17 protein-coding genes are annotated in these 19965 nt (G+C 45.4%); 14 read left to right on the forward strand and 3 right to left on the reverse strand.

What is annotated here, in order from left to right; translation table 11 throughout:
* The first annotated feature begins 28 nt into the window (after positions 1–28).
* The 12 genes from phoR (at position 29) to ACXAD8_RS19995 (ending at position 13575) form a co-directional block, all read left to right on the forward strand.
* On the forward strand, positions 29–1330 hold the full coding sequence (gene phoR / locus ACXAD8_RS19940; protein WP_475231770.1) for a phosphate regulon sensor histidine kinase PhoR: 1302 nt from the start codon (positions 29–31) through the stop codon (positions 1328–1330).
* The gene (locus ACXAD8_RS19945) at positions 1323–2285 is read left to right on the forward strand and encodes a PstS family phosphate ABC transporter substrate-binding protein (RefSeq protein ID WP_475231772.1); all 963 of its coding nucleotides are present in this window, start codon (positions 1323–1325) and stop codon (positions 2283–2285) included. The genes phoR and ACXAD8_RS19945 overlap by 8 nt, the downstream gene beginning before the upstream one ends.
* 483 nt (positions 2286–2768) lie before the next feature.
* On the forward strand, positions 2769–2918 hold the full coding sequence (locus ACXAD8_RS19950; RefSeq protein WP_475231773.1) for a hypothetical protein: 150 nt from the start codon (positions 2769–2771) through the stop codon (positions 2916–2918).
* Positions 2919–3311: 393 nt separating this feature from the next.
* Positions 3312–4928, forward strand: a complete 1617-nt coding sequence (locus tag ACXAD8_RS19955) for a hypothetical protein (protein WP_475231774.1) — start codon at positions 3312–3314, stop codon at positions 4926–4928.
* 69 nt (positions 4929–4997) lie between these two features.
* On the forward strand, positions 4998–7679 hold the full coding sequence (locus ACXAD8_RS19960) for a TonB-dependent receptor plug domain-containing protein (protein WP_475231776.1): 2682 nt from the start codon (positions 4998–5000) through the stop codon (positions 7677–7679).
* Between the two features lie 223 nt (positions 7680–7902).
* On the forward strand, positions 7903–8217 hold the full coding sequence (locus ACXAD8_RS19965; protein ID WP_475231778.1) for a hypothetical protein: 315 nt from the start codon (positions 7903–7905) through the stop codon (positions 8215–8217).
* 284 nt (positions 8218–8501) lie between these two features.
* Positions 8502–9275, forward strand: a complete 774-nt coding sequence (locus ACXAD8_RS19970; RefSeq protein ID WP_475231779.1) for a DUF3450 domain-containing protein — start codon at positions 8502–8504, stop codon at positions 9273–9275.
* A 12-nt stretch (positions 9276–9287) separates the two neighbouring features.
* Entirely contained in the window at positions 9288–10649 is a 1362-nt protein-coding gene (locus ACXAD8_RS19975) for a MotA/TolQ/ExbB proton channel family protein (protein ID WP_475231781.1), read from the forward strand.
* Positions 10650–10654: 5 nt separating this feature from the next.
* Positions 10655–11182: a MotA/TolQ/ExbB proton channel family protein gene (locus ACXAD8_RS19980; RefSeq protein WP_475231782.1), complete on the forward strand. Its 528-nt coding sequence runs from the start codon at positions 10655–10657 to the stop codon at positions 11180–11182.
* 39 nt (positions 11183–11221) lie between these two features.
* A complete protein-coding gene (locus ACXAD8_RS19985) occupies positions 11222–11629 on the forward strand; it encodes an ExbD/TolR family protein (RefSeq protein WP_229528233.1) in 408 nt (135 codons plus the stop codon).
* A gap of 2 nt (positions 11630–11631) precedes the next feature.
* The gene (locus ACXAD8_RS19990; RefSeq protein WP_475231784.1) at positions 11632–12240 is read left to right on the forward strand and encodes an energy transducer TonB; all 609 of its coding nucleotides are present in this window, start codon (positions 11632–11634) and stop codon (positions 12238–12240) included.
* 9 nt (positions 12241–12249) lie between these two features.
* Positions 12250–13575 (forward strand): tetratricopeptide repeat protein, encoded by a 1326-nt coding sequence (locus ACXAD8_RS19995; RefSeq protein WP_475231786.1) that lies wholly within the window; start codon positions 12250–12252, stop codon positions 13573–13575.
* A gap of 353 nt (positions 13576–13928) precedes the next feature.
* Here ACXAD8_RS19995 and ACXAD8_RS20000 read toward each other — a convergent pair whose 3' ends face one another.
* Together ACXAD8_RS20000 and ACXAD8_RS20005 are read right to left on the reverse strand one after the other, a co-directional pair.
* Entirely contained in the window at positions 13929–14912 is a 984-nt protein-coding gene (locus ACXAD8_RS20000; RefSeq protein ID WP_475231788.1) for a transposase, read from the reverse strand.
* Positions 14913–15051: 139 nt separating this feature from the next.
* Positions 15052–15495, reverse strand: coding sequence for a hypothetical protein (locus ACXAD8_RS20005; protein WP_475231790.1), 444 nt, complete (start codon positions 15493–15495; stop codon positions 15052–15054).
* Positions 15496–15599: 104 nt separating this feature from the next.
* On the opposite strand from ACXAD8_RS20005, the gene ACXAD8_RS20010 reads away from it, so the two are divergent.
* Together ACXAD8_RS20010 and ACXAD8_RS20015 are read left to right on the forward strand one after the other, a co-directional pair.
* Positions 15600–16682, forward strand: a complete 1083-nt coding sequence (locus tag ACXAD8_RS20010; protein WP_475231791.1) for a PQQ-dependent sugar dehydrogenase — start codon at positions 15600–15602, stop codon at positions 16680–16682.
* A gap of 318 nt (positions 16683–17000) precedes the next feature.
* Complete coding sequence (locus ACXAD8_RS20015) at positions 17001–17816, forward strand: methyltransferase (RefSeq protein WP_475231792.1); 816 nt, start codon at positions 17001–17003, stop codon at positions 17814–17816.
* A gap of 69 nt (positions 17817–17885) precedes the next feature.
* On the opposite strand, the gene ACXAD8_RS20020 is transcribed toward ACXAD8_RS20015, so the two are convergent.
* Positions 17886–19955 (reverse strand): multicopper oxidase family protein, encoded by a 2070-nt coding sequence (locus tag ACXAD8_RS20020; RefSeq protein WP_475231794.1) that lies wholly within the window; start codon positions 19953–19955, stop codon positions 17886–17888.
* Positions 19956–19965 lie beyond the last annotated feature (10 nt).

The following is a 19965-nucleotide window of genomic DNA, read 5'->3' on the forward strand; positions in this document are numbered from 1 at the left end:
AGAGTAATTTAACGAATAAAGGTAGCTTTTGTATAATCCCTTTTCCTGGGTGAAAATGATAACCCGCATAACCTGCTGGTATGGAATTGCCTTGCTGGTTGGTTGGTACTTTGATGCCTTACTGTGGTCTTTGGCGCTAGCCTCAACCGGGTTGGTAGTCGTTAATTATTTTCACCTAATCAAGCTCAATAACTGGTTATGGCATAGTAAAAAGTTTACCCCTCCTGATGCTAGTGGCGTTTGGGGGTATGTTTACGATGGCATTTATTATATGCAGCGCCGTAACCGTATTAAGCGCAAAAAATTAGGCAATTTGATTAGGCGATTTAGAGAGGGCTCCGAGTCTCTTCCCGATGCGGCCGTGGTATTGGATTCTGACTGGCATATCGAGTGGTGTAATCGGCTGGCTCGTATCGAGCTAGGGTTGAATTGGCCGGAAGATGCAGAGCGTCGCATCGACAATCTGATTCGCCACCCAGAGTTTGTCAAATTTCTGCGCAATCGCAAATACGATAATCCCGTTGAGATTGAATCACCTACTAATATCAATCGGGTGTTGGAATTTCGCATGATGCCTTACGGCGACAAACACTTTTTGCTTATCGCGAGGGATATCACTCAAATCAGTCATGTGGAGCAAATTCGCAAGGATTTTGTGGCTAACGTATCTCATGAATTACGCACACCGCTAACGGTGCTCAGTGGTTATCTGGAAATGTTGAAAGAAAGCCCAGATATGCCGCAATCCTTTATAGATAAAGCGTTTGATGAAATGGGCATTCAGTCCACAAGGATGCAAAGCCTGGTGGAGCAATTGTTAGCACTTTCGCGGATCGAAGCCAGTACTGAGCGAGTCTATGAAAAGGTGGTTAATGTACCGCAGGTACTGCGCACTATTGAAGTTGAGGCCCAATCACTGAACAAGGACAAACACCATGATATTCAGTTTGAAATTAAAGAGGATTTAGTGATTTATGGTGTGGAAACTGAGCTGCGTAGTGCTTTTTCTAATTTGATATTTAATGCCATTAATTATACGCCAAATGGTGGTGTTATTCGGGTTTCCTGGTACCGTGATGGAGATAAAGCCAGATTTAAAGTGGTAGACAATGGCGATGGGATTGCAGAGGAACACCTTAGTCGTCTCACGGAGCGATTTTATCGTGTCGATAAAGCTCGCTCCCGCAAAACCGGAGGCACCGGATTGGGATTATCTATTGTTAAACACGTACTGTCCCATCATAATTCTCGTCTTGAGATTAAAAGTGAGGTGGGCAAGGGCAGTGAATTTTCCTTTTCATTTGCGAAGCAAATTATTGCCAGTGCATAGTATTTTCTTGTTTCTGATGCTGACTGTGTTGTTGCTGATGCCAGCCTCAGTTAAGTCATCAGAAGCGTCTCCTCCTTACAAAGTTACCCATGGTATTGCCGGCACTATCATCTCGGTGGGATCCGATACTATGTCTAATTTGACTTCAGTGTGGGCAGAAGAATTCAATCAACATTATCCTCAGGTTAAGTTTCAGTTGCAGGCGGCGGGTTCGTCTACCGCGCCACCGGCCATGACCCATGGTACTGCCAATATTGGACCAATGAGCCGCACCTTGAAAGGTTCAGAGCGCGATGCATTTTTCAATGAATTTGGTTATGAGCCAACGCTGGTTCCGGTGGCTTTGGATGCCATAACCCTGTTTGTGTCTCTGGATAATCCAGTTTCTGTGTTAGAGCAACAACAAATTGATGCGATTTTTTCTGTAACCCGGTTTTGCGGTGGCCGTGAAGCAATAGATAATTGGTCTCAGGTGTTACCTGCTGGACAGTTTACACAACGCATTAAAATGTTCGGGCGCAGTGCCGTTTCAGGTACTTATGGTTTGTTTAAAGATAAAATTCTGTGCAATGGGGATTTTAAAGCCCAGGTGGCAGAGCAGCCCAGTTCGACCTCTGTAGTGCAATCAGTGGCGTTTTTTAAAGGGGCCATTGGTTATGCGGGATGGGGCTTTCAAAATGCGGGAATAAAGTTACTTTCGGTAAAACTGTCAACTCACGGCGAGGCGGTTGCACCTACTGAAGCCAATATTCGCTCAGGTAAATACCCTTATTCGCGCTTTTTGTATTTATTAATCAATAAAAAACCCAATGAGCCATTGGCTGATCCCTATCTTGAATTTGTCAGATTCATCTATTCCGCCGAAGGTGATGCAATAACCCGAAGAGAAGGTTATGTACCGCTGGGAGCAGCGCGTTCTAAACAAGTATTATCACTTCTGGAAGCTGCTGAATAACTAGGGCGAGAGCATGAATGCTCATTTAGTGCCCAGAAACAAATAATGTTCATTTGGAGATAATCCAAAACTACTTCGTTTGCGGGTTCGGTTCCGCCAATATTTGTTCGGAGTGCTGAATCTAATCTCCCTTTACGCGCAATAAACTGCGACATCAGTTGAAACAACGATGAGAGATATCAGGGATGATATCAAATACCAATAAGTAACGTTAAGCATGCTACTCAGTGGAAATTGAAACGGTTTTAGACAAGGCAGATGTTTACAGGTTTAATGGGTTAAATCAAAAACATCTAACGACGTATAAAACCGTTTCAAATCCATCGAAGACGCCATCTCAGCGGCTTACTTCTTTGTTGCCAACAGGGATGTTGGTAAGGGGCGAGAGCAGGATGCGTTAAGCTTTGCGTGAAATTCGAAAGACCACCAGTATTACTTCATTCACGCGCCTCGAATTAAGCTCGCTGATATGGCGCTGAGCGAATGCTTAACGTTACTTATTGGTATGCTCAATGCCCAGCACAGGGATGTGCTGTCATTGATGGTCGTCGTTGTGCTGGTGGCGAAGTTTATGTTGTTGCGCGTCAGGGGCTGCGGGGGATTCTTAAGGGGGGCGCAGCCCGGTCCCCTTAAGGCGCAGTCGGCGCCCCGACAATGATTTCAATCAAATAACAGTTGTTGAACTAGACTGCGGCGCCGAAAAACCTCTACCCATGAGCCTGCAGGTAGGAGAGAGTTCCAATATCGAAATATTCAGACGTAAACAAAATAATTAGGTTTTGCATTGGTTAGGCCATATCCGAGTGTCGCTCAAAAATCTTTCGTGATCTTGCCCTGGCTGAATAACGCCGTAAAAAGCTTATTCCCAGGTCCGCCTACAGCGCATTTCTGAGTTACAAATATTAAAGTTTTGTGACGCGTGCTACTCCTGTAACAAATTTGTCATTGAATGCCAGTACGCTTTGCGCCAAATCTAAACCGATGAAGTTTTAACTTAAAAAACACTCTTTATTCTTGGAGAAATCAATGGAACTCAGAACGGCGTTCAAAACTAGTGCGATTGCTTTAGCTCTTATGCTTGCTGGTTGTGGTGGCGACATCAACATTACCCCTACAGTCAATGACAATAGTACTAACACTGACAACAGCACAAACAATTCGAACAACAACTCTGGCGGTGGCAATAGTGATGAAGTTGAATGTGCGAGTTATGAGTCTTCTGCAGGAACCGTAGAAGGTACTTACGACGGTCAGGACTGTCAGTACAATGACTCTTTTGCCAGCCGTAACATTTCAATTACTTCAAACATTACCTTTGAGGAGCTTCCAAACGGCGGCGTACACGTATTTGAAGATGCACTGCTTATCGGTGAAGACGGCCAGACAACTGATGGTTTTAGTATTCCTGAAACAGGCCCTACAATGACGGTTGAGCCTGGTGCAACTCTTGCATTCCGTTCTGGTGAAGCGATCATTCGTATCGCACGTGGTGCAAAAATTCAGGCGGTAGGTACAGCTGCTAAGCCTGTTACCTTTACTTCTGCATTTGCTTATGACCGCCTTGATACGGTAGGTAACGGTCCACTATACGCTGACTGGGGTGGCATCATCATCAACGGTAACGGCATCACTGACCAGTGTACTGATGCTGAGCGTGCTGCTAACACTTGTAACGTTCCTTCTGAAGGTATTACCAGCTATTTCGGTGGTAACGATAACACTGATTCCAGCGGTAACATCAAATGGGCGCGTATCTGGTATGCAGGTTCTGGTCCTCAGGTTGGTGGTGAAGGCGACGACTTAAACTCACTGACCCTGAACGCAGTTGGTTCTGGCTCTGAGTTCGATTACATTCACATTCACCAGGGATTCGATGATGGTATCGAAATCTTCGGTGGTGCAACTACTCTGAAGCACGTTGTTGTTACTGATACTCAAGATGACTCTTTCGACTTTGACGCTGGCTGGCAAGGTAAAGCACAGTTCCTGTTTATCAAGCACGGTACAGTAACTCTGCCAAATGGCGAAATCGCATACATGGGTAACGGTGGTTTTGAGTCTGATGGTGTTAAAGGTGAGTCTTCTGCGGAAGTTGGTCCTTCTAACCCAACCATTTCTAACGTCACTGTTATCACTACTGATGGTCGTTCAGTACGTGACGATGACGCTTCAATCGCCTTCAAATTTGATGACGAATACAACGCTGGTTTGTACAACGTATTAATGGTTAAAACCGAAGGTACAGATTCACAGTGTATTTCTTTCTCTTCTGATGGTGAAAAAGCGGCTGACAACATTGTTTTCAACAGCTCTGTAATGGCTTGTGTAACTGAATTCAACGACGAAGACGGTACTTTCAACAGCGGTAAAGAGCCTGCTTCTTTGTCTGGTGTTGCACTAACCGAATGGTTTGATAACAACGGTGCCAACGAGCGTGTAGGCGGCACAGCTGACGTATTAGCGGCAAACGGTTTTGCGACTAACACGGGTTCTGCTGACATTTCTGTAGCAGCTACCGACCCAACGACTGTTGATGGTTTCTTTAATGCCGGTTCTTACATTGGTGCGGTATCTGACCAGGAAACTGGTTCTGCCTGGTACGCATGGGTTGAAGCTGCAGTAACTGCTGCAGACCAAGACTAATCAGTGACAGAACGAATAAATAGGCGCTCTTAATGCGCCTATTTTTTGGTTGAAAGGCCGGAGTTATATATGAAACACAAATACGAATTGAAAAAACTCGCTTACGCCGTCAGCCTGGGACTATTGGTTAATGCTCCACTGGCAATTGCCCAGGAAGAGCAAGCAATGGAAGAGGTTGTTGCTACAGGTTCCAGGCTTCAGGGGAGTGCTGCGGCAGTCATTGAAGAGCGTAAAGCTCAGGCATTTGTTGCAGACATTTTGGGTGCTGAACAAATGGCACGTACTGGTGACAGTGATGCTGCTTCTGCACTGCGCCGTGTAACAGGTTTAACCCTTGTTGATGGTAAATACATCTACGTGCGTGGTTTGGGTGAGAGATACTCTAGCGCCAGATTAAATGGCGCCGCTGTTCCCAGTCCTGATCTAACCAGAAATGTACTGCCATTGGATATCATTCCTGCCAGCATCGTTGAAAGCTTAGCGGTACAGAAGGCGTTTTCTCCTTCTATGCCGGCTGCATTTGGTGGTGGTAGCATTGATATTCGAACTAAAGCAGTGCCTGCTGATTTTACGGCTGGTTTAGATTTTGGTTTGGGCTACAGCAATCTGCATGGTGACGGTTACAGTTTCTCAAGAGATGAAAGTGGAATTTCCCAAGAGTTATCTGACGCGATAGTCCGTTACCGTGGTGACTTTACGTTACCCAGCATCATTGACCGTGATTTTCTGGAAGATGGCGCTAACGGAACCAGAGCTGAGCAAGCTGAAGCAATAAACAATGGATTGCTAAAGTCGTTACAGCGTGACTACAGTCTCAGTGAGGATTCACTGGACCCAAATTACAGCGTAAAAGGTCATATCGGGGATAGCTTCGAAGAGAGTTACTTTGGTGGAACTTTCGGGGTTTTGTTTTCTGCGTCAGCGGACAAGTCCAGCGAAACGGCTGAAAGGCGCAATGCAGTAATCGCTCAGGATGTATCTGAGGATTGTGCGACTACCTTGAATAACGCTGATGAAATTGCCGCATCCTGCTACAATACGGTAACAGATATTACCACGACTACGGTGTCAGAACGCTTTAATGGGGTGTTAAATTTAGGCTACAAGGTTGGTACTCATAGCCTGACTTTGAACAACCTGTATTTAGTGGACAACGAAGAAGAAGTGGATGTGCAAACGCTACAAAGCCCAGCGGGTAGTACTATTTTTACTATCGCAGGTGATGGCTTGGCGAATCGTACTCACGCTATTGATTATGAAGAGCGCACTCTGCAAGTCAATCAGGCTCTGGGACAGCACACCTTTCTTGATTGGTGGGGTTTGGGCGTTGATTGGCAATATACGCGTTCAACTGCTGAAACTGAGATCCCTGTCAGTGCTGAATTCAGATTTCGCGACAACTTTGACAACGGGGCCCTGACCAGCAGCGTAATCACGGGTGATGATAACCGCGCAATATTTTCCTATACGGACATGGAAGATAAAGTTAATTCCAGCGGTGCAAATTTAACTTTGCCAATTTACCAAGGCAACTTTGAAATTGAATTAAAAACAGGTTTCGATATTACCGATAGAGCAAGGATTTATAATACTTCAAGCTTTGCGGTTAATAACGAGTCTGGTGGCGCAATAGTCGTTAATGAAAATGGTAGTAATTCACTGTCTGACAGTGGCTATCTGACCGATAGTTTCATTGACGGACAGGATGTGTTGATCAACTTCAATGAGCCAAGTGCGCCAGATGCTGATGACTATCTTGCTGCGCAAAAGATCGATGCCTATTACGGTTCTTTCGATGTTTTTTACAAGAGCAAATATCGTGTCAGTGGTGGTATTCGTTGGGAAGAGTTCAAACAATCTTCAATTGGTACTTCAAGCTTAATCTTCACCGCAGAAGATCTAAATATCTTCTACGATCCTGACAAGATTGAAGCCGGTACTCTACAGGAAGATGATGTCTACTCTGCATTGTCATTCACTTATATCACGGATGGTGGCAATCAATGGCGTTTGGGTTATGGTGAAACCATTGTACGCCCGGACTTAAGGGAAGTTGTACCAGTAGCTTATTTTGATCCATTGACAGATATTCGTACCTTTGGTCGTGTTGGGCTGAAGAGTAGCCCGATTAAAAACTATGATCTGCGTTACGAAATGTACATGGACAATGGGGATAACTACTCAATTGCGGCATTCTATAAGGATATTGAAGCACCAATTGAAACTATCTTGCGCATTGGTGATGAAGATTACTCGGCAACCTTTGTCAACGGTGAAACAGCAGAAGTGTATGGTGTAGAGTTAGAGTGGATGCATGATCTGACCTATCTGGCTGATGGTTTCTTCACCTCAGGTAACATCACTCTGAGTGATTCGGAAGCGGTTATTGATCCGGCGTTGGCAGGTAACCTGACTAACCCAACTAAGCGCATGACTGGTCACTCTGAATATGTGGTTAACTTGCAGTTAAACTACGATTCTGCGAACGGTGAGCACACAGCTTCATTAGTCTATAACGTGTTTGGCGAGCGCATCATTGCTTCTGGTATTGCCGGAAGGGAAGATGCATTTGAGCAGCCATTCCACTCATTGGATGCTGTTTATACCTACTATCCCGACTTTAATTCATCAGTTAAGTTCCGCATTAAGAACTTATTGGGTGAGGAGCAGGAAGTATCGCAATCTGATATCGCTGTCAGACAGAAAGAATCAGCGACATCCTTTAATATCAGTTATAAATACGAGTTTTAACTGACTGTTTAATTTATTGGGCTTCCGCAGGGAAGCCCATTTATCAAACCCGCCCGCTATTTTCACAACACCTCTGCATAGACTTCGTTTTATTCTGCTCTACTTATACGCAATAAAAAATTAACCGAAGCGAAATAAAGTTACCTGTCCGGTAAATATATAATCCGATTGAGCAATAAAGCTCTTGAATGCGTAATTTGTAAAACATTTATTAGGAAGTGATATGAAAAAAGTACTTTTCGCTGCTATTGCATTGGTTTCTGTGTCTGTGAGCGCCAACGAAGTAACCTTCAATAATGTCAAGGCATACAACGAATACGGTTATCAAAATCAAATATGGAATGGCGCATTCAATGCGTATGGTTTTTGTCAAAGCAAAGGCTTTGCTGACGCTGTTGAATATACATCTGAGTGCGGTGAAGATGAATCAACTTACTTAGATTATAAAGGCAATGGCCGTTGGGAAAGCCGAGACAGTGGCTCAGCAAACCGTTGTTATCCTATTCTGGAAACGGTGACTTGTCGTTCTTATGAGTAACCGAATTAGGCCAGCTCTGCATTGAGCTGGCTCTTTTAATCTTTGTCACATTTCCACAACTATCCCCAGGTATTATTTCACTGGCTGCGGATGGTCGGCTATAAACAAAATCAGCTGGATATAAGCTCACTCATTTTGTTTGCAGCTTTTCGGGGTTAATATGAGGATCTGACTGCACTATTACATAATGTAATAAAACGATCATATTCCGGCCCTACAATCCGCACCATCTTCGGGCAGTATGCCCAATTGTATAGTTAACACACATCTTAGGGTCTTTTTATATGAAGTTTTCCAAAACTTTTACCCTTTCAGTTGTAGCTGCGGCTTTATCAGTTGCATCTATGACAGGAAGCGCTCAGGAAGATGGTTATATCAAACCAGCCATTGATTCTGCTAAGCAAATTAACGAGTCCGCAGCCAAGTCTCAGGAAAAAGTTAATGCTTACTCTGAGCAGGTAGACAGCAAACTGCAAACTTTCAAAACCATCAATAAGGAAACTGACGGTTTACGCGTATATAACGCACAACTGGAAAAGCAGATTGCTAACCAGGTTGAGGAAATGGCGGCACTGAACAAATCCATTGATGAAGTTAGTGTTATCGAACGCCAAATAACACCGTTGATGATGCGCATGATTGATGGTTTGGAGCAATTCGTACAATTAGATGTTCCCTTTCTGCCCGACGAGCGCTCTGAGCGCATAGCGACATTGCGCGAAATGATGGATCGTGCCGATGTGTCCTCGTCTGAGAAGTTCCGACGCGTGATGGAAGCTTACCAGGTAGAAATGGACTATGGCCGCACCATGGAAGCTTATTCAGGCATTTTAAGCTTGGGTGGGCAGGAGCGAGATGTCGACTTTTTACGTGTAGGCCGCTCAGTTTTGGCTTATCAAACTCGTGATGGCTCTGAGCAAGGTGTGTGGAATCAGGATACTAAAACCTGGGATTTGCTGGACTCCAGCTATCGCACACAGATCACCAGTGGTTTGCGTATGGCTAAGAAACAGAAAGCCCCAGACCTACTGATGCTGCCGGTTCAGAAGACCAACTAAGGATATTGCGCAATGAAAAAGTTCGTTAAAGTTATCTCTACATTGTTCGTTGCCTCCGTCTTATCTGGTGGTGCAATGGCACAAAACAAAAACCTGGATCTGGATGCTTTATTAAAGCAATTGGAAGAAGGTAAGTTCGCTCAAAATCAACAAAACCAACAGCGTGAACAACAGTTCCGCGCTCAGGTTGCTGAGCAGGACCGCATGATTCGCGAAGCACAACAATCCCGTGCAAACGAAGAAGCGAAAAGTGAACGTCTGGAAACTTCATTCGAAGAAAATGAGTTTAAAATCGCTGATTTACAAGGTGCTTTAGATAAGCGTTTGGGTTCTTTGAAAGAACTGTTTGGTGTATTGCAACAGGTGTCGGGTGATACCAAAAACAAATTCCAGAATTCTATGATTTCAGCAGAAATCCCGGGCCGTGGCGAGTTTCTGGACAACCTGGCACAGTCCATGGGTAAATCTTCAAAACTGGCCTCGATTGAAGAAATTGAGCGCGTATGGTTTGAAATTCAGCGCGAAATGACTCAAGCCGGTAAAGTCACCAGTTTCAACACTGAAGTGGTCGAAGCTGACGGAACTAAGGTGACTAAAGACGTGACTCGCGTCGGACCTTTTGCGCTGGTGGCTGATGGTAAATACCTTAGCTACAACCCTGCTACAGGGACGGTTGCAGAGCTTATCCGTCAACCCGCTGACCGTTACAAAGACTCGATTACTGAGCTGGAAGCCTCTAATGGCGAATTTGTGAAGTTTGGTCTGGATCCAACAGGTGGTTCTATCTTAGGTCTGCTGGTTCAAGCGCCTAATCTTAAAGAGCGTGTTGAACAAGGCGGCTTGGTGGGCTACATCATCCTGGGTGTCGGTGCGGTAGGCTTCCTGTTGGCAATCATTCAATTGATTAACCTGTCTTTGATTCAAATGAAAGTGAATGCTCAGCAGAAATCTACAACACCTAAAGCGGACAACCCGTTGGGTCGTGTGTTGATGGTTAAAGACAAGTACCCTGAAGCAGATGTGGAAGCGCTGGAATTGCATTTAACCGAGGCTATTCTGGGGGAATTACCTAAATTATCTCGCTTTTTAACTATAGTAAAAATTATCTCTGTAGTAGCACCTTTGATGGGACTGTTGGGTACCGTAACCGGTATGATCAATACCTTCCAGGCGATTACCTTGTTTGGAACCGGTGACCCTAAATTGATGGCAGGCGGTATTTCTCAAGCCCTTGTTACAACGGTATTGGGTCTGGTTGTGGCTATTCCTACAACCTTGCTATACGCATTCTTAAATACGCGCAGTAAAGGCATCGTTGCAGTTCTGCAAGAACAGTCTTCAGGGGTGATTGCAGAGCGCGCTGAAAGAGGTTAATAGCTATGTTCATCGAGTTTTTTGAGGCTATTCGCGATTTTACGGAAACCGGTGGAGCCGTTGTGTTCTATATCGGTATCCTGATCTTCGTGATGTGGCTACTCATTTTAGAACGAGCGCTGTACTTCTTCATCTGGCACCAGAAAGCCAAAAATGAAGCCATTGCAAACTGGGGGGCGCGCAAAGATCGCAGCTCCTGGAATGCTGAGCAAATCCGGCAAATGATGATTTCACGTTTGCATCAGGGAATGAACAGTAACGTGGCTATTATTCAGGCACTGGTGGCACTTTGCCCATTATTGGGATTGATGGGTACGGTAACCGGCATGATAGAGGTATTCGACGTGATGGCCATTTCCGGCTCGGGCAACGCCCGTTCCATGGCTTCTGGTGTATCAAAAGCGACCATTCCGACAATGGCGGGCATGGTCGGCGCACTATCCGGTGTTTTTGCAGTTGCCTGGTTAACCAGAACAGTAAAAGCCGAGCGCACTCACGTTGAAGAAGCATTAGAACTGGACAGACATATCTAAGGAGACGGGCAACGTGCCCGGCCTTAAAGCGAGAAAATTATGAAACAGCATTTTCAAAATTTAGTGGAAGAAGAAGAGGCCACGATTGATATGACGCCCATGCTGGACGTTGTATTCATCATGCTTATCTTCTTCATTGTTACTGCATCTTTTGTTAAAGAAGCGGGTATCGACGTAAATCGCCCGGAAGCCTCCACCGCTGCAGCAAAACCAAGAGCAACGATTCTGGTGGCGATTTCTGACAAGGGCGAAATCTGGATTAACAAGCGCAAAGTAGACGTACGCGCAGTACAAGCCAACATTGAGCGTCTCAAAGCGGAAAACCCACAGGGTTCTGTGGTTATTCAGGCAGATAAAGAAGCCAATGTTGATAAGTTAATCAAAGTAATGGATGCAGCACGCGCCGCAGGCGCTTACGACGTATCTATTGCGGCAGCAGAGCAGTAATTATGATTCGAGTATTGATTGCGTTAATTCTCAGTGCAGGCATTACGATGGCCCTGTTTTATGTAATGCAGTCGTTGATCGAAAGTGGTGGAAGTGCATTAACCGATGCACCTAAAGGCAGGGTATTGGACTTTGTCCGGGTTCCCAAAGAAGAAGCGGTAGAGCAAAAAGAGCGCAAGCCTCGTAAGCCACCACCGCCAAAAGAGCCTCCACCGCAAATGGATCAACCTCAGCTTGATTCCGCGACTCCTAATTCTGATGGCGGTGGAATGGACTTTTCGCAAGACGTTTCAGCCGATGTAGCATTAGATGGCGGATTGGCTTTGGAATCGGGTGATGGTGAGTATTTGCCGATTGTAAAAGTGGCGCCTGTGTATCCCAGACGTGCTTTATCAAGAGGTATTGAAGGATATGTAATTGTGGAATTTACGGTAACTAAGCAAGGGGCGGTCAGGGATCCTGTAGTGGTGGAAGCTGAACCTGCCGGTATTTTTGAGCAAGCTGCCATTGATGCTGCTATGAAGTTCAAATATAAGCCCCGTGTAGTCAACGGCGAACCGGCCGAGGTTTCCGGAATTCAAAACCGTATTTCTTTCGAAATCGATGGCTAGAGGTAAACGATGTTAAAACACTCTTTATCAACGATTGCTTGCGCCATTTTAGGGGTTGCGGTCTATATAGCACCAGCAACACACTCGGCGTTGCCGGGTGGCATTGTGCAAGCACAGGAAGAAGCTAAATCTGAACGCAAGTTAAAACGCGTTCCGGCGTTACGAGGCAAGGTTTACGAACAACTTGCCAGAGCCCAAGCTGTTGGCGACGAAGGTAATATTGATGAAGCCATCGCTATTTTGGATGAAGTTCAGGGAAAGATGGACTCTATGAATAGCTATGAGCGAGCCATGATGTACAACTTCTATGGTTTTGTTTATTACAACGCCGAAGATTACGCTCAGGCTTTTGAATCCTTCAAACTGGTTGTAGAACAACAGCCAATCCCGGAGAGTTTTGAGCAAGGTACTTTGTTCAGTTTGGCGCAGCTGAGCCTGATGCAGGAAAAGTATGACGACGTCATCCATTACCTGGAGCGCTGGGAAGCGTTAAATAAAGGCAAAATTCCGGCGAAAAACTATGTCCTGAAAGCGCAGGCCATGTACCAAAATAAAAAGTATCAGGAAGCCGCAGGCTTTATAGAGCTGGCTATTGCTACTCAGGAAGATAATCCGGAGGATGGCATTGCCGACGAAAACTGGTATATCCTGCAACGCGCTATTTATTACGAGCTAAAGCAACCTAAAAAGGTTACTGATGTGCTGGTTAAATTGGTGCGCTATTACGACAAGCCCAAGTACTGGTTGCAGTTAGGCGGTATGTACGGCGAAATCGGTCAGGAGAAAAAGCAACTGGCGGTCATGGAGACTGCGTATCAAATGGGCTATGTTGAGACAGGCAATGACATGTTTAATCTGGCTCAACTCTATTATTACCATCAGGTGCCATATAAAGGCGCACGCCTCATGGAAGAAGCGATGGAAAATGGAAAACTGGCCCGGAACCTGAAAAACTTGCGCTTTTTGTCGCAGTGTTATGCAGCGTCAAAAGATAGTGATAAAGCTATTCCAGTCATGCAAGCCGCGGCAGAGCTTTCTGAAGATGGCGAGTTGAACGCGCAACTGGCGCAGCTATTCCTGAACACTGAAAAGTGGGATCAGGCAATAGAAAACGCCCAAATTGCGCTAGACAAAGGCGGAATTCGCAGCCCTGGAACGGCTCATCTGGTCATTGGCATGGCGTTGTTTAACAAGCAACAGTTTGCTGAAGCGCTCAACGCGCTGGCTGAAGCTGAAAAGTTCAAAGGCACTTCCAGAATGGCCAAACAATGGCTTAAATATGTGTCATCTGAAAAGAACAGCTTTGAGATACTCCAGGCTGAATTATCGTCATAATTTAGCTTAACCACTTAAAAAAAGCGCTTCGGCGCTTTTTTTGTGCCCGAACTTCTTAGTCAGAAACCTCTTAGTCAGACAGCCACCTTAAAGCGAACCAAATTGAGAAGACAGCCATGTTTAAATTATAAAATTAAGAAGACAGCCATGTTTAAATTATTGTAATTTTAGGTGAATTTGAGTTTGGATACTTTGCGATGTCTTTAAATTTTTCAGAGGAGGAAATTCAGAGGTTAAATTTTAAGCTTTTTAGCCGTTTTTGTTTTTAAAACTGCCAATTTATAGCTGCTCAGGTAAGAGCAGGCCTTACCTCGTGGTAATTCTGATAAATATCTGGTTTAGGGTAGTTATTGTCAGCCAAATAGCCTTAACGCCGTGTTTTTATCCCTGAGGCGTTTGAGTTTGTGTCGTTGTTTGTAGGCCTCAAGATAGGACTCATTGCCTGCGGCATGATGAAAACAGTCCTCAAATTGAGTGCTGAGTTCCAGCCATTGCGCTTGTTCTAGATTGAGGCGCTGCAAAATGGCGGGCGTTGCTTCTTCAATAAATCCCTTTTTGTTATCAAGAATCACTCGGCCGGTGATATCCACTAATTCCAGATAGTCGGTTAAATGAAACGGCAAACTATGTTGCAGGTCTTGGTTAAAATTGCCGGCGAAGGGAGTCAGGTATTTTGGTGTTTTACCGGCTTTAGCGGCATTGATTCGGTACTGAATACTGGTGTGGTTTGACTGTTCTGGTGTGTTAGCTATTCCGGCTCTGACGGGATTTAAATCCACATAGGCCATACAGGCGGTTAGTGCAGCTTCATCCAGCAAAGCCTGGGATTTAAAGCGGCCTTCCCAGAAGCGACCAGTGCATTCATCTTCTTTGTTTGCTTCTCTGGCAATATATTCGTTTAGTGAGCGCATAAACCAGCTGATGTCGGTGAGTCGTTGCCGCCAAACTTCAACGGTTTCTTCAACAGTAAATAATTGAGACTCTCCCATCTGTTGACGTTGCTCAGGACTCAGATATTGATGGCTTAACAATGTGCCTTTATGCAGCCGGTGCCAGCGACGAATCACTTCTTCAGTATCCCAGCTGTCTGATAAATCTTTATGAATATGAAGAACAAGATGGGTATGATTGCTCATTACTGCATAGGCACAGACATCGATAGCAAATATTTGCGACAAAAAGTGAATTCGGTCTTCAACCCATTGGCGGCGGTGCTCATAGCTGATACCGGTCTGCTCGTCTTCACCGCACAAATAAGCTTTGCGTACACAGCGGGAAACACAATGGTAATAAGGCGTATCTTCCAGGCAGATTTGTGCCTTCCTGGCTTTTGGCATGTGGACTCCTCCTGAGTCTGATAACAAGAGCTTCCATTTTGCACAAATTACTGAAGTTGAAAACTGTACCGAAGTACAGTTTTGGTAGCTGTCGGGTTATGAGGTTTTAAAGGTGGCTGTCCTTGTTGGGAAGTGAAAGTTAAGATGGCTGTCCTGATAAGTTGCGGAGGGTGATAAACACCCAGCCACCAATAGCTCCGGACAGAATCTGGCATAAAAAGCCCAGTTCAGTTCTGGCGCCAGCTATCAGAGATACGTTGAAAATGGGATGCATTGCCAGCAGAGCACAGCTCATGGCCAGTAATCCTGCAATGGGGTAGCGGAACGCGGGCAGAGGGTGAACCCAGCGGGAGATGGCTTCAATTATTAAAAAGCCCGTTAGTAATGCGATCAGGATGATAGTGCCGTAGCCTGGTAATAAACCGATAAGATCAGACAGTGTCATGCTAAGCCTGTCAGTCAAAGATACTGTGACACCAACATCCGTCAGTGCTGCCAAAACAAATTGACTGTGGGCAATACTGGCGATGATGAAGGTGGTCAGCACCGCGACTAAGAAGTGCAATATCAGTTTGATGGACATGGTATCTAAACACTGTTGCTTTACTACTGCTTACTATTAAAACACTGGTATTCGTTCCTGTCTTCCCTAAAATGAAGCTAACTTGAGACAAGAATTGGTCTTTTATGCGTTATTTGTTGATGGGAATTGTCGGGTGGGTGTTCAGCTTTCAGGTGGCTTTTGCTGAATATGGTGTCAAGCTCTTACTGGAAGGGTTGAACTCTCCCTGGGCGATGGCGCAACTGCCATCTGGTGGCTGGTTAGTTACCGAGAGAAGCGGGCAACTTCGCTATATTCACGAAAATCAATTACAGGGAGTCATAAAGGCTACTCCGCAGGTGTTTTATGCAGGGCAAGGCGGTTTACTGGACATCAGCTTGCATCCTGATTTTACAGATAACGGACTGGTTTATTTGTCCTATAGTAAAGGTGATGCCGACAATAATGCCCTGACCATATTCAAAGCGCGGCTTAATTTATCTGAGCTTAAACTTGAGGATGGCAGTGATATATTTTCCGTCTCCCCTATGAAAGATACACCGGTGCATTACGGTGGACGCATTGCCTTTATTGCCGATGATTCGTTGTTGCTTACCTCTGGTGACGGCTTTGATTACCGGGAGGCGGCACAACTAAAAGACTCGCAACTGGGCAAAATTCTGCGAATGGATGACAGCGGCAGGGCCTTATCTGATAACCCCTGGTATGCCGAGTCTGATGCCCAATACGTTTGGTCTTTGGGTCATCGCAACCCACAGGCTTTGGTTTTTGATACTGAGTCAAAGCGCATTTTCAGTCATGAGCACGGCCCGGCAGGGGGCGATGAAATAAATATTGTCAGCCCTGGCGCTAATTATGGGTGGCCAGTGGTAACCAATGGCAAGGATTATTCTGGGGCCAGTATCAGCCCTTTTAAAACCTATCCGGGGATGCAATTGCCGTTACTGGACTGGACCCCCTCAATCGCTCCTTCAGATATGATTTTATATCGCGGTGAGCAATTCCCTGAGTTTCAGGGGCAGTTGCTGGTTACCACATTAAAAACCAGAGAACTGCGTCTGGTGCAGATAGCTGATACTCAGGTAGTTGCACAAAAGAGCTTTTTGACTCATCTCAATGAACGATTTCGTGCCATTGAACAGGACCAGCAGGGAAATATCTTGCTATTGACGGATTCAGGTAAACTTTTGCAATTAACAACTGATTAATAACTATGATGAAAAATGAACGGATTTCAATAAAGTTAATAAAATCAATGTTGTAGGTTTTTTGATAGGCCGGCTTTTTTAGAAAAACCACAAAAAAACACTGATTGTGTATTTGATGTATGCACAATGTGGCCTTTGCGCAATGGGTCGCAAATTAACCGTTCATTTTTGATCATTCCATTCAGAAGATGATTCATCTTCGCTTCCTTATTATGGCTTCATCACAGAAACCTTCAGGCATTTATACCGAGAGTATTTGTAGTTCGACCTGGTACTGAAACAAGCCCGGCTTGGTTCGTCATTGTAAAGGAAAGCAACATGAAAAAGACCATTACTTCTGCCGCTTTGTCACTGGATGAGAACAAAGCTACGGGTAAAAGAACGCCACTGAGTACCTTGTCAAAAGTGTTGGGACATGATCTGATCAATGAACTGGCGTGGCGTTGTCCAGAAGCGGATCTGGTAAAGCTGTTCAAGCGCAATGTGTCAAAAAACCATTTAGAAGTTGGGGTTGAAGGAGGATACTCTCTGGTTAAGCGATTAAAAGCTAACCCAGAGCTTATGGTATCGTTTTTAGATTCTGACAAAGACTCCTTAAAAGCGGCGCATAAGAATGCAAAGCATCTTGCTCCGCACCTGTATTACGCCAACCTATTGCAAAACTGGAACTTTAAGAGTCGCAAGTTTGATTCCATCAATCTGAATATGGTGATCCAGAGCCTGCAGGGTAGTTTTGAAGACCGATTGTCAACGCTGTTTCACAATGCTCGTATGTGTCTGGCAGCGAAAGGTAAAATTTTTGGTAGCACCATTTTAGGTCAGGCTGAAAACGGCAAGATTTCCAGTATGCTGATGTCTATGTACAACAAAAAAGGGGTACTGAATAACCGCAGAGACAATGTACGTCAGCTAACCAATGTGCTGGAATACTATTTTACGGATGTCAAAGTGACGACAGTAGGCTGTGTAGCGTTATTTGAAGCCACAATGAAAGCCGGTAAACGCGATGGCTATGCGCAATTGGTGCCGTATGTAGCCCGCCGTGAGCGCGCTGACATTCGCGAATTACCCGTCTACAAAATTGATAACTCTCGCCGCAAAGAGGTGAAGATGGATCGCCGGTTCGCTTTCTAGTGGCAATAAACAATAATCTCAAACAGCAACAGCGCCAATTGGCGCTGTTGCTGTTTATCTAGTAAATGCTTACTCTATCCGGCCATGTTCCATAATGGCCTTGTGCAGGTGCGGGATCTCTTCCTTAATGTCTTCCAGTGCCGGTTCAATAGATACAACCTGCATCATGCCCTGATCTTCGTGATTCAATACATGGCAATGTTGAACAAATGCCCCGGTAAATACTGTATAGCGGGTCTTAATAGTCGCTATGTGTCCCTGGCCTATACCTTTTACACCCGATGTCGGAGTTTTTGGATTGAAGGTTTTGCCGCTGATAAATTCATCCAGTTGAGCCTGACTGCTAATGTTGGTCAGAGTTTCGGTATTGCGGAATACCGGCGCTTTCAGGGTGTCCTTCCAAACCCAGTCGTTTTCGTTCATGCCTTCCGGGAAAGGATAATTAACGCCGTAGGCAAACTTGCGCTGTACCTGGAAAGGATTAACGTGGATGTGAAAAATATGGTTAGCACTGTTGGATTCGCCACTTATCTTCCAAATGTTAGCGGAGTTTAGCCCCAGAATTCGGGCGAAATCGACAGAAGGATTAAAGTTAAAACAGGACCAGTTACCGTAAGCATCCCGGCCATCACAAATCATATAAAAATTTTGTGCTTCAGCGCCACAAGATACCAGATTGTTAGCATCATCAGTACAAGGGGTACAGCTACCACCATGCTCAGGACACTGGTATTGCGAAGATACTTTGTAGTGCACTTGCTGAATTTTACCGTTGTCCAGTTCAGCTGCCGTCAATGGCTGTAGTGGGGCTTCGCCTGTGTAGGGGTCACCCTTAGTGTAGTCATGGTAGGCTTGTTTTATCTGCTCCTGCGTAGGCAGGCTTTGAGCTGTTGATAGTGCCTCTCCGGTTTCAATTTGCGCGAGAATTCGACGGAAATTAGTGGCATTTTCAGCGACACCCGGATCCGAGTCAGTTTTGTTGCGCAACTGTACATTCACCTTGTCTTTTTGGCCCTGGTCAATCAGGAACAATCGGGAGTCGTCATCGCTGTGAGCAGCGCTGATCTGCACTAACACATCGGTGCGGTAACCGGGGGCCAATACGGCATAAGGGATACTGGGCATAGTGCCAGTAGGCAAACCATCTAAAGCGATCTCATACATATTGATCACCTCGGCGTTGCTGAAGTCGATATCACCAGTTGCGCTAATGTCTGAGGCTGGTACCTTCACTAGTTGTGGATTGATACCATCGGTAATACCGGCGTGAATAAAGCGCCAGCGTTGGATTTCGCCCGGCTTAATCCAGACTTTTGGATAGGCCTGGCCATTGACGAATACCGGTCGGTTCAGGTTTTTATATCCTACGGCTTTGCCGGTGCCACTGATATCGCCTTGTTGCAGATTATCGTAATTTTCAATCTGACCATCTCTGCCGTAAGCCAATTGTTGAAACAACATAATCCGATCCGGGGCGTCGCGGATAACATCAATGGTTTCCAGACCTTGGTTATGATCATTAACAATCAACGCACCAGCCATACCACTGGCGACCTGCAAAGTAGTGGAACCGTGCAAATGAGCGTGATACCAAAAGGTACCCGATGGGTGTCCTTTGGGCAGGTGGACAATTTGTTCGTAAGGTTCATCCCGAGGTTCCATTTCCCGGAAAATATTGTCACTTTTTCCCGTGGGATCCACATGCCAGCCGTGAGTATGGAGGTTTGTGACATTAAAATTGTGTGGCACATTAAAGTTCATCTCAACCGGTTTTGGCGGCACATATCCCAACGTGGTGGATTCCCCCCCGTGACCGGCACCATCGAGGTGATGCACATGGCCCTGCCTTGCCATTGATTTTTTGGTGGCTTCATTTTCTCTGGGGAGTTTGTTGTGGATATCGGCGCGATAGGTGCGATCCGGGCGGATCACCATAGTAGGGCCCACCGGGCGGTAATCATATTTAGGACCTGACCACTGCCTTAATCTGGTATGACAGCCTGCCAGCACCGGTTTTTTGTATTCCACCACTAGTTTTGCCCGGGTGTCATGATCTCTCTCAGAAAAGTCAAACATCGGAGGATTTTTCAGATCGGTGGCGTTGTCCATCAGCGTCAGCCTCTGGCTTGCCTCAGTCATAACCGCGCAG

The sequence above is a fragment of the Planctobacterium sp. AWH2_060 genome (assembly GCF_056158425.1).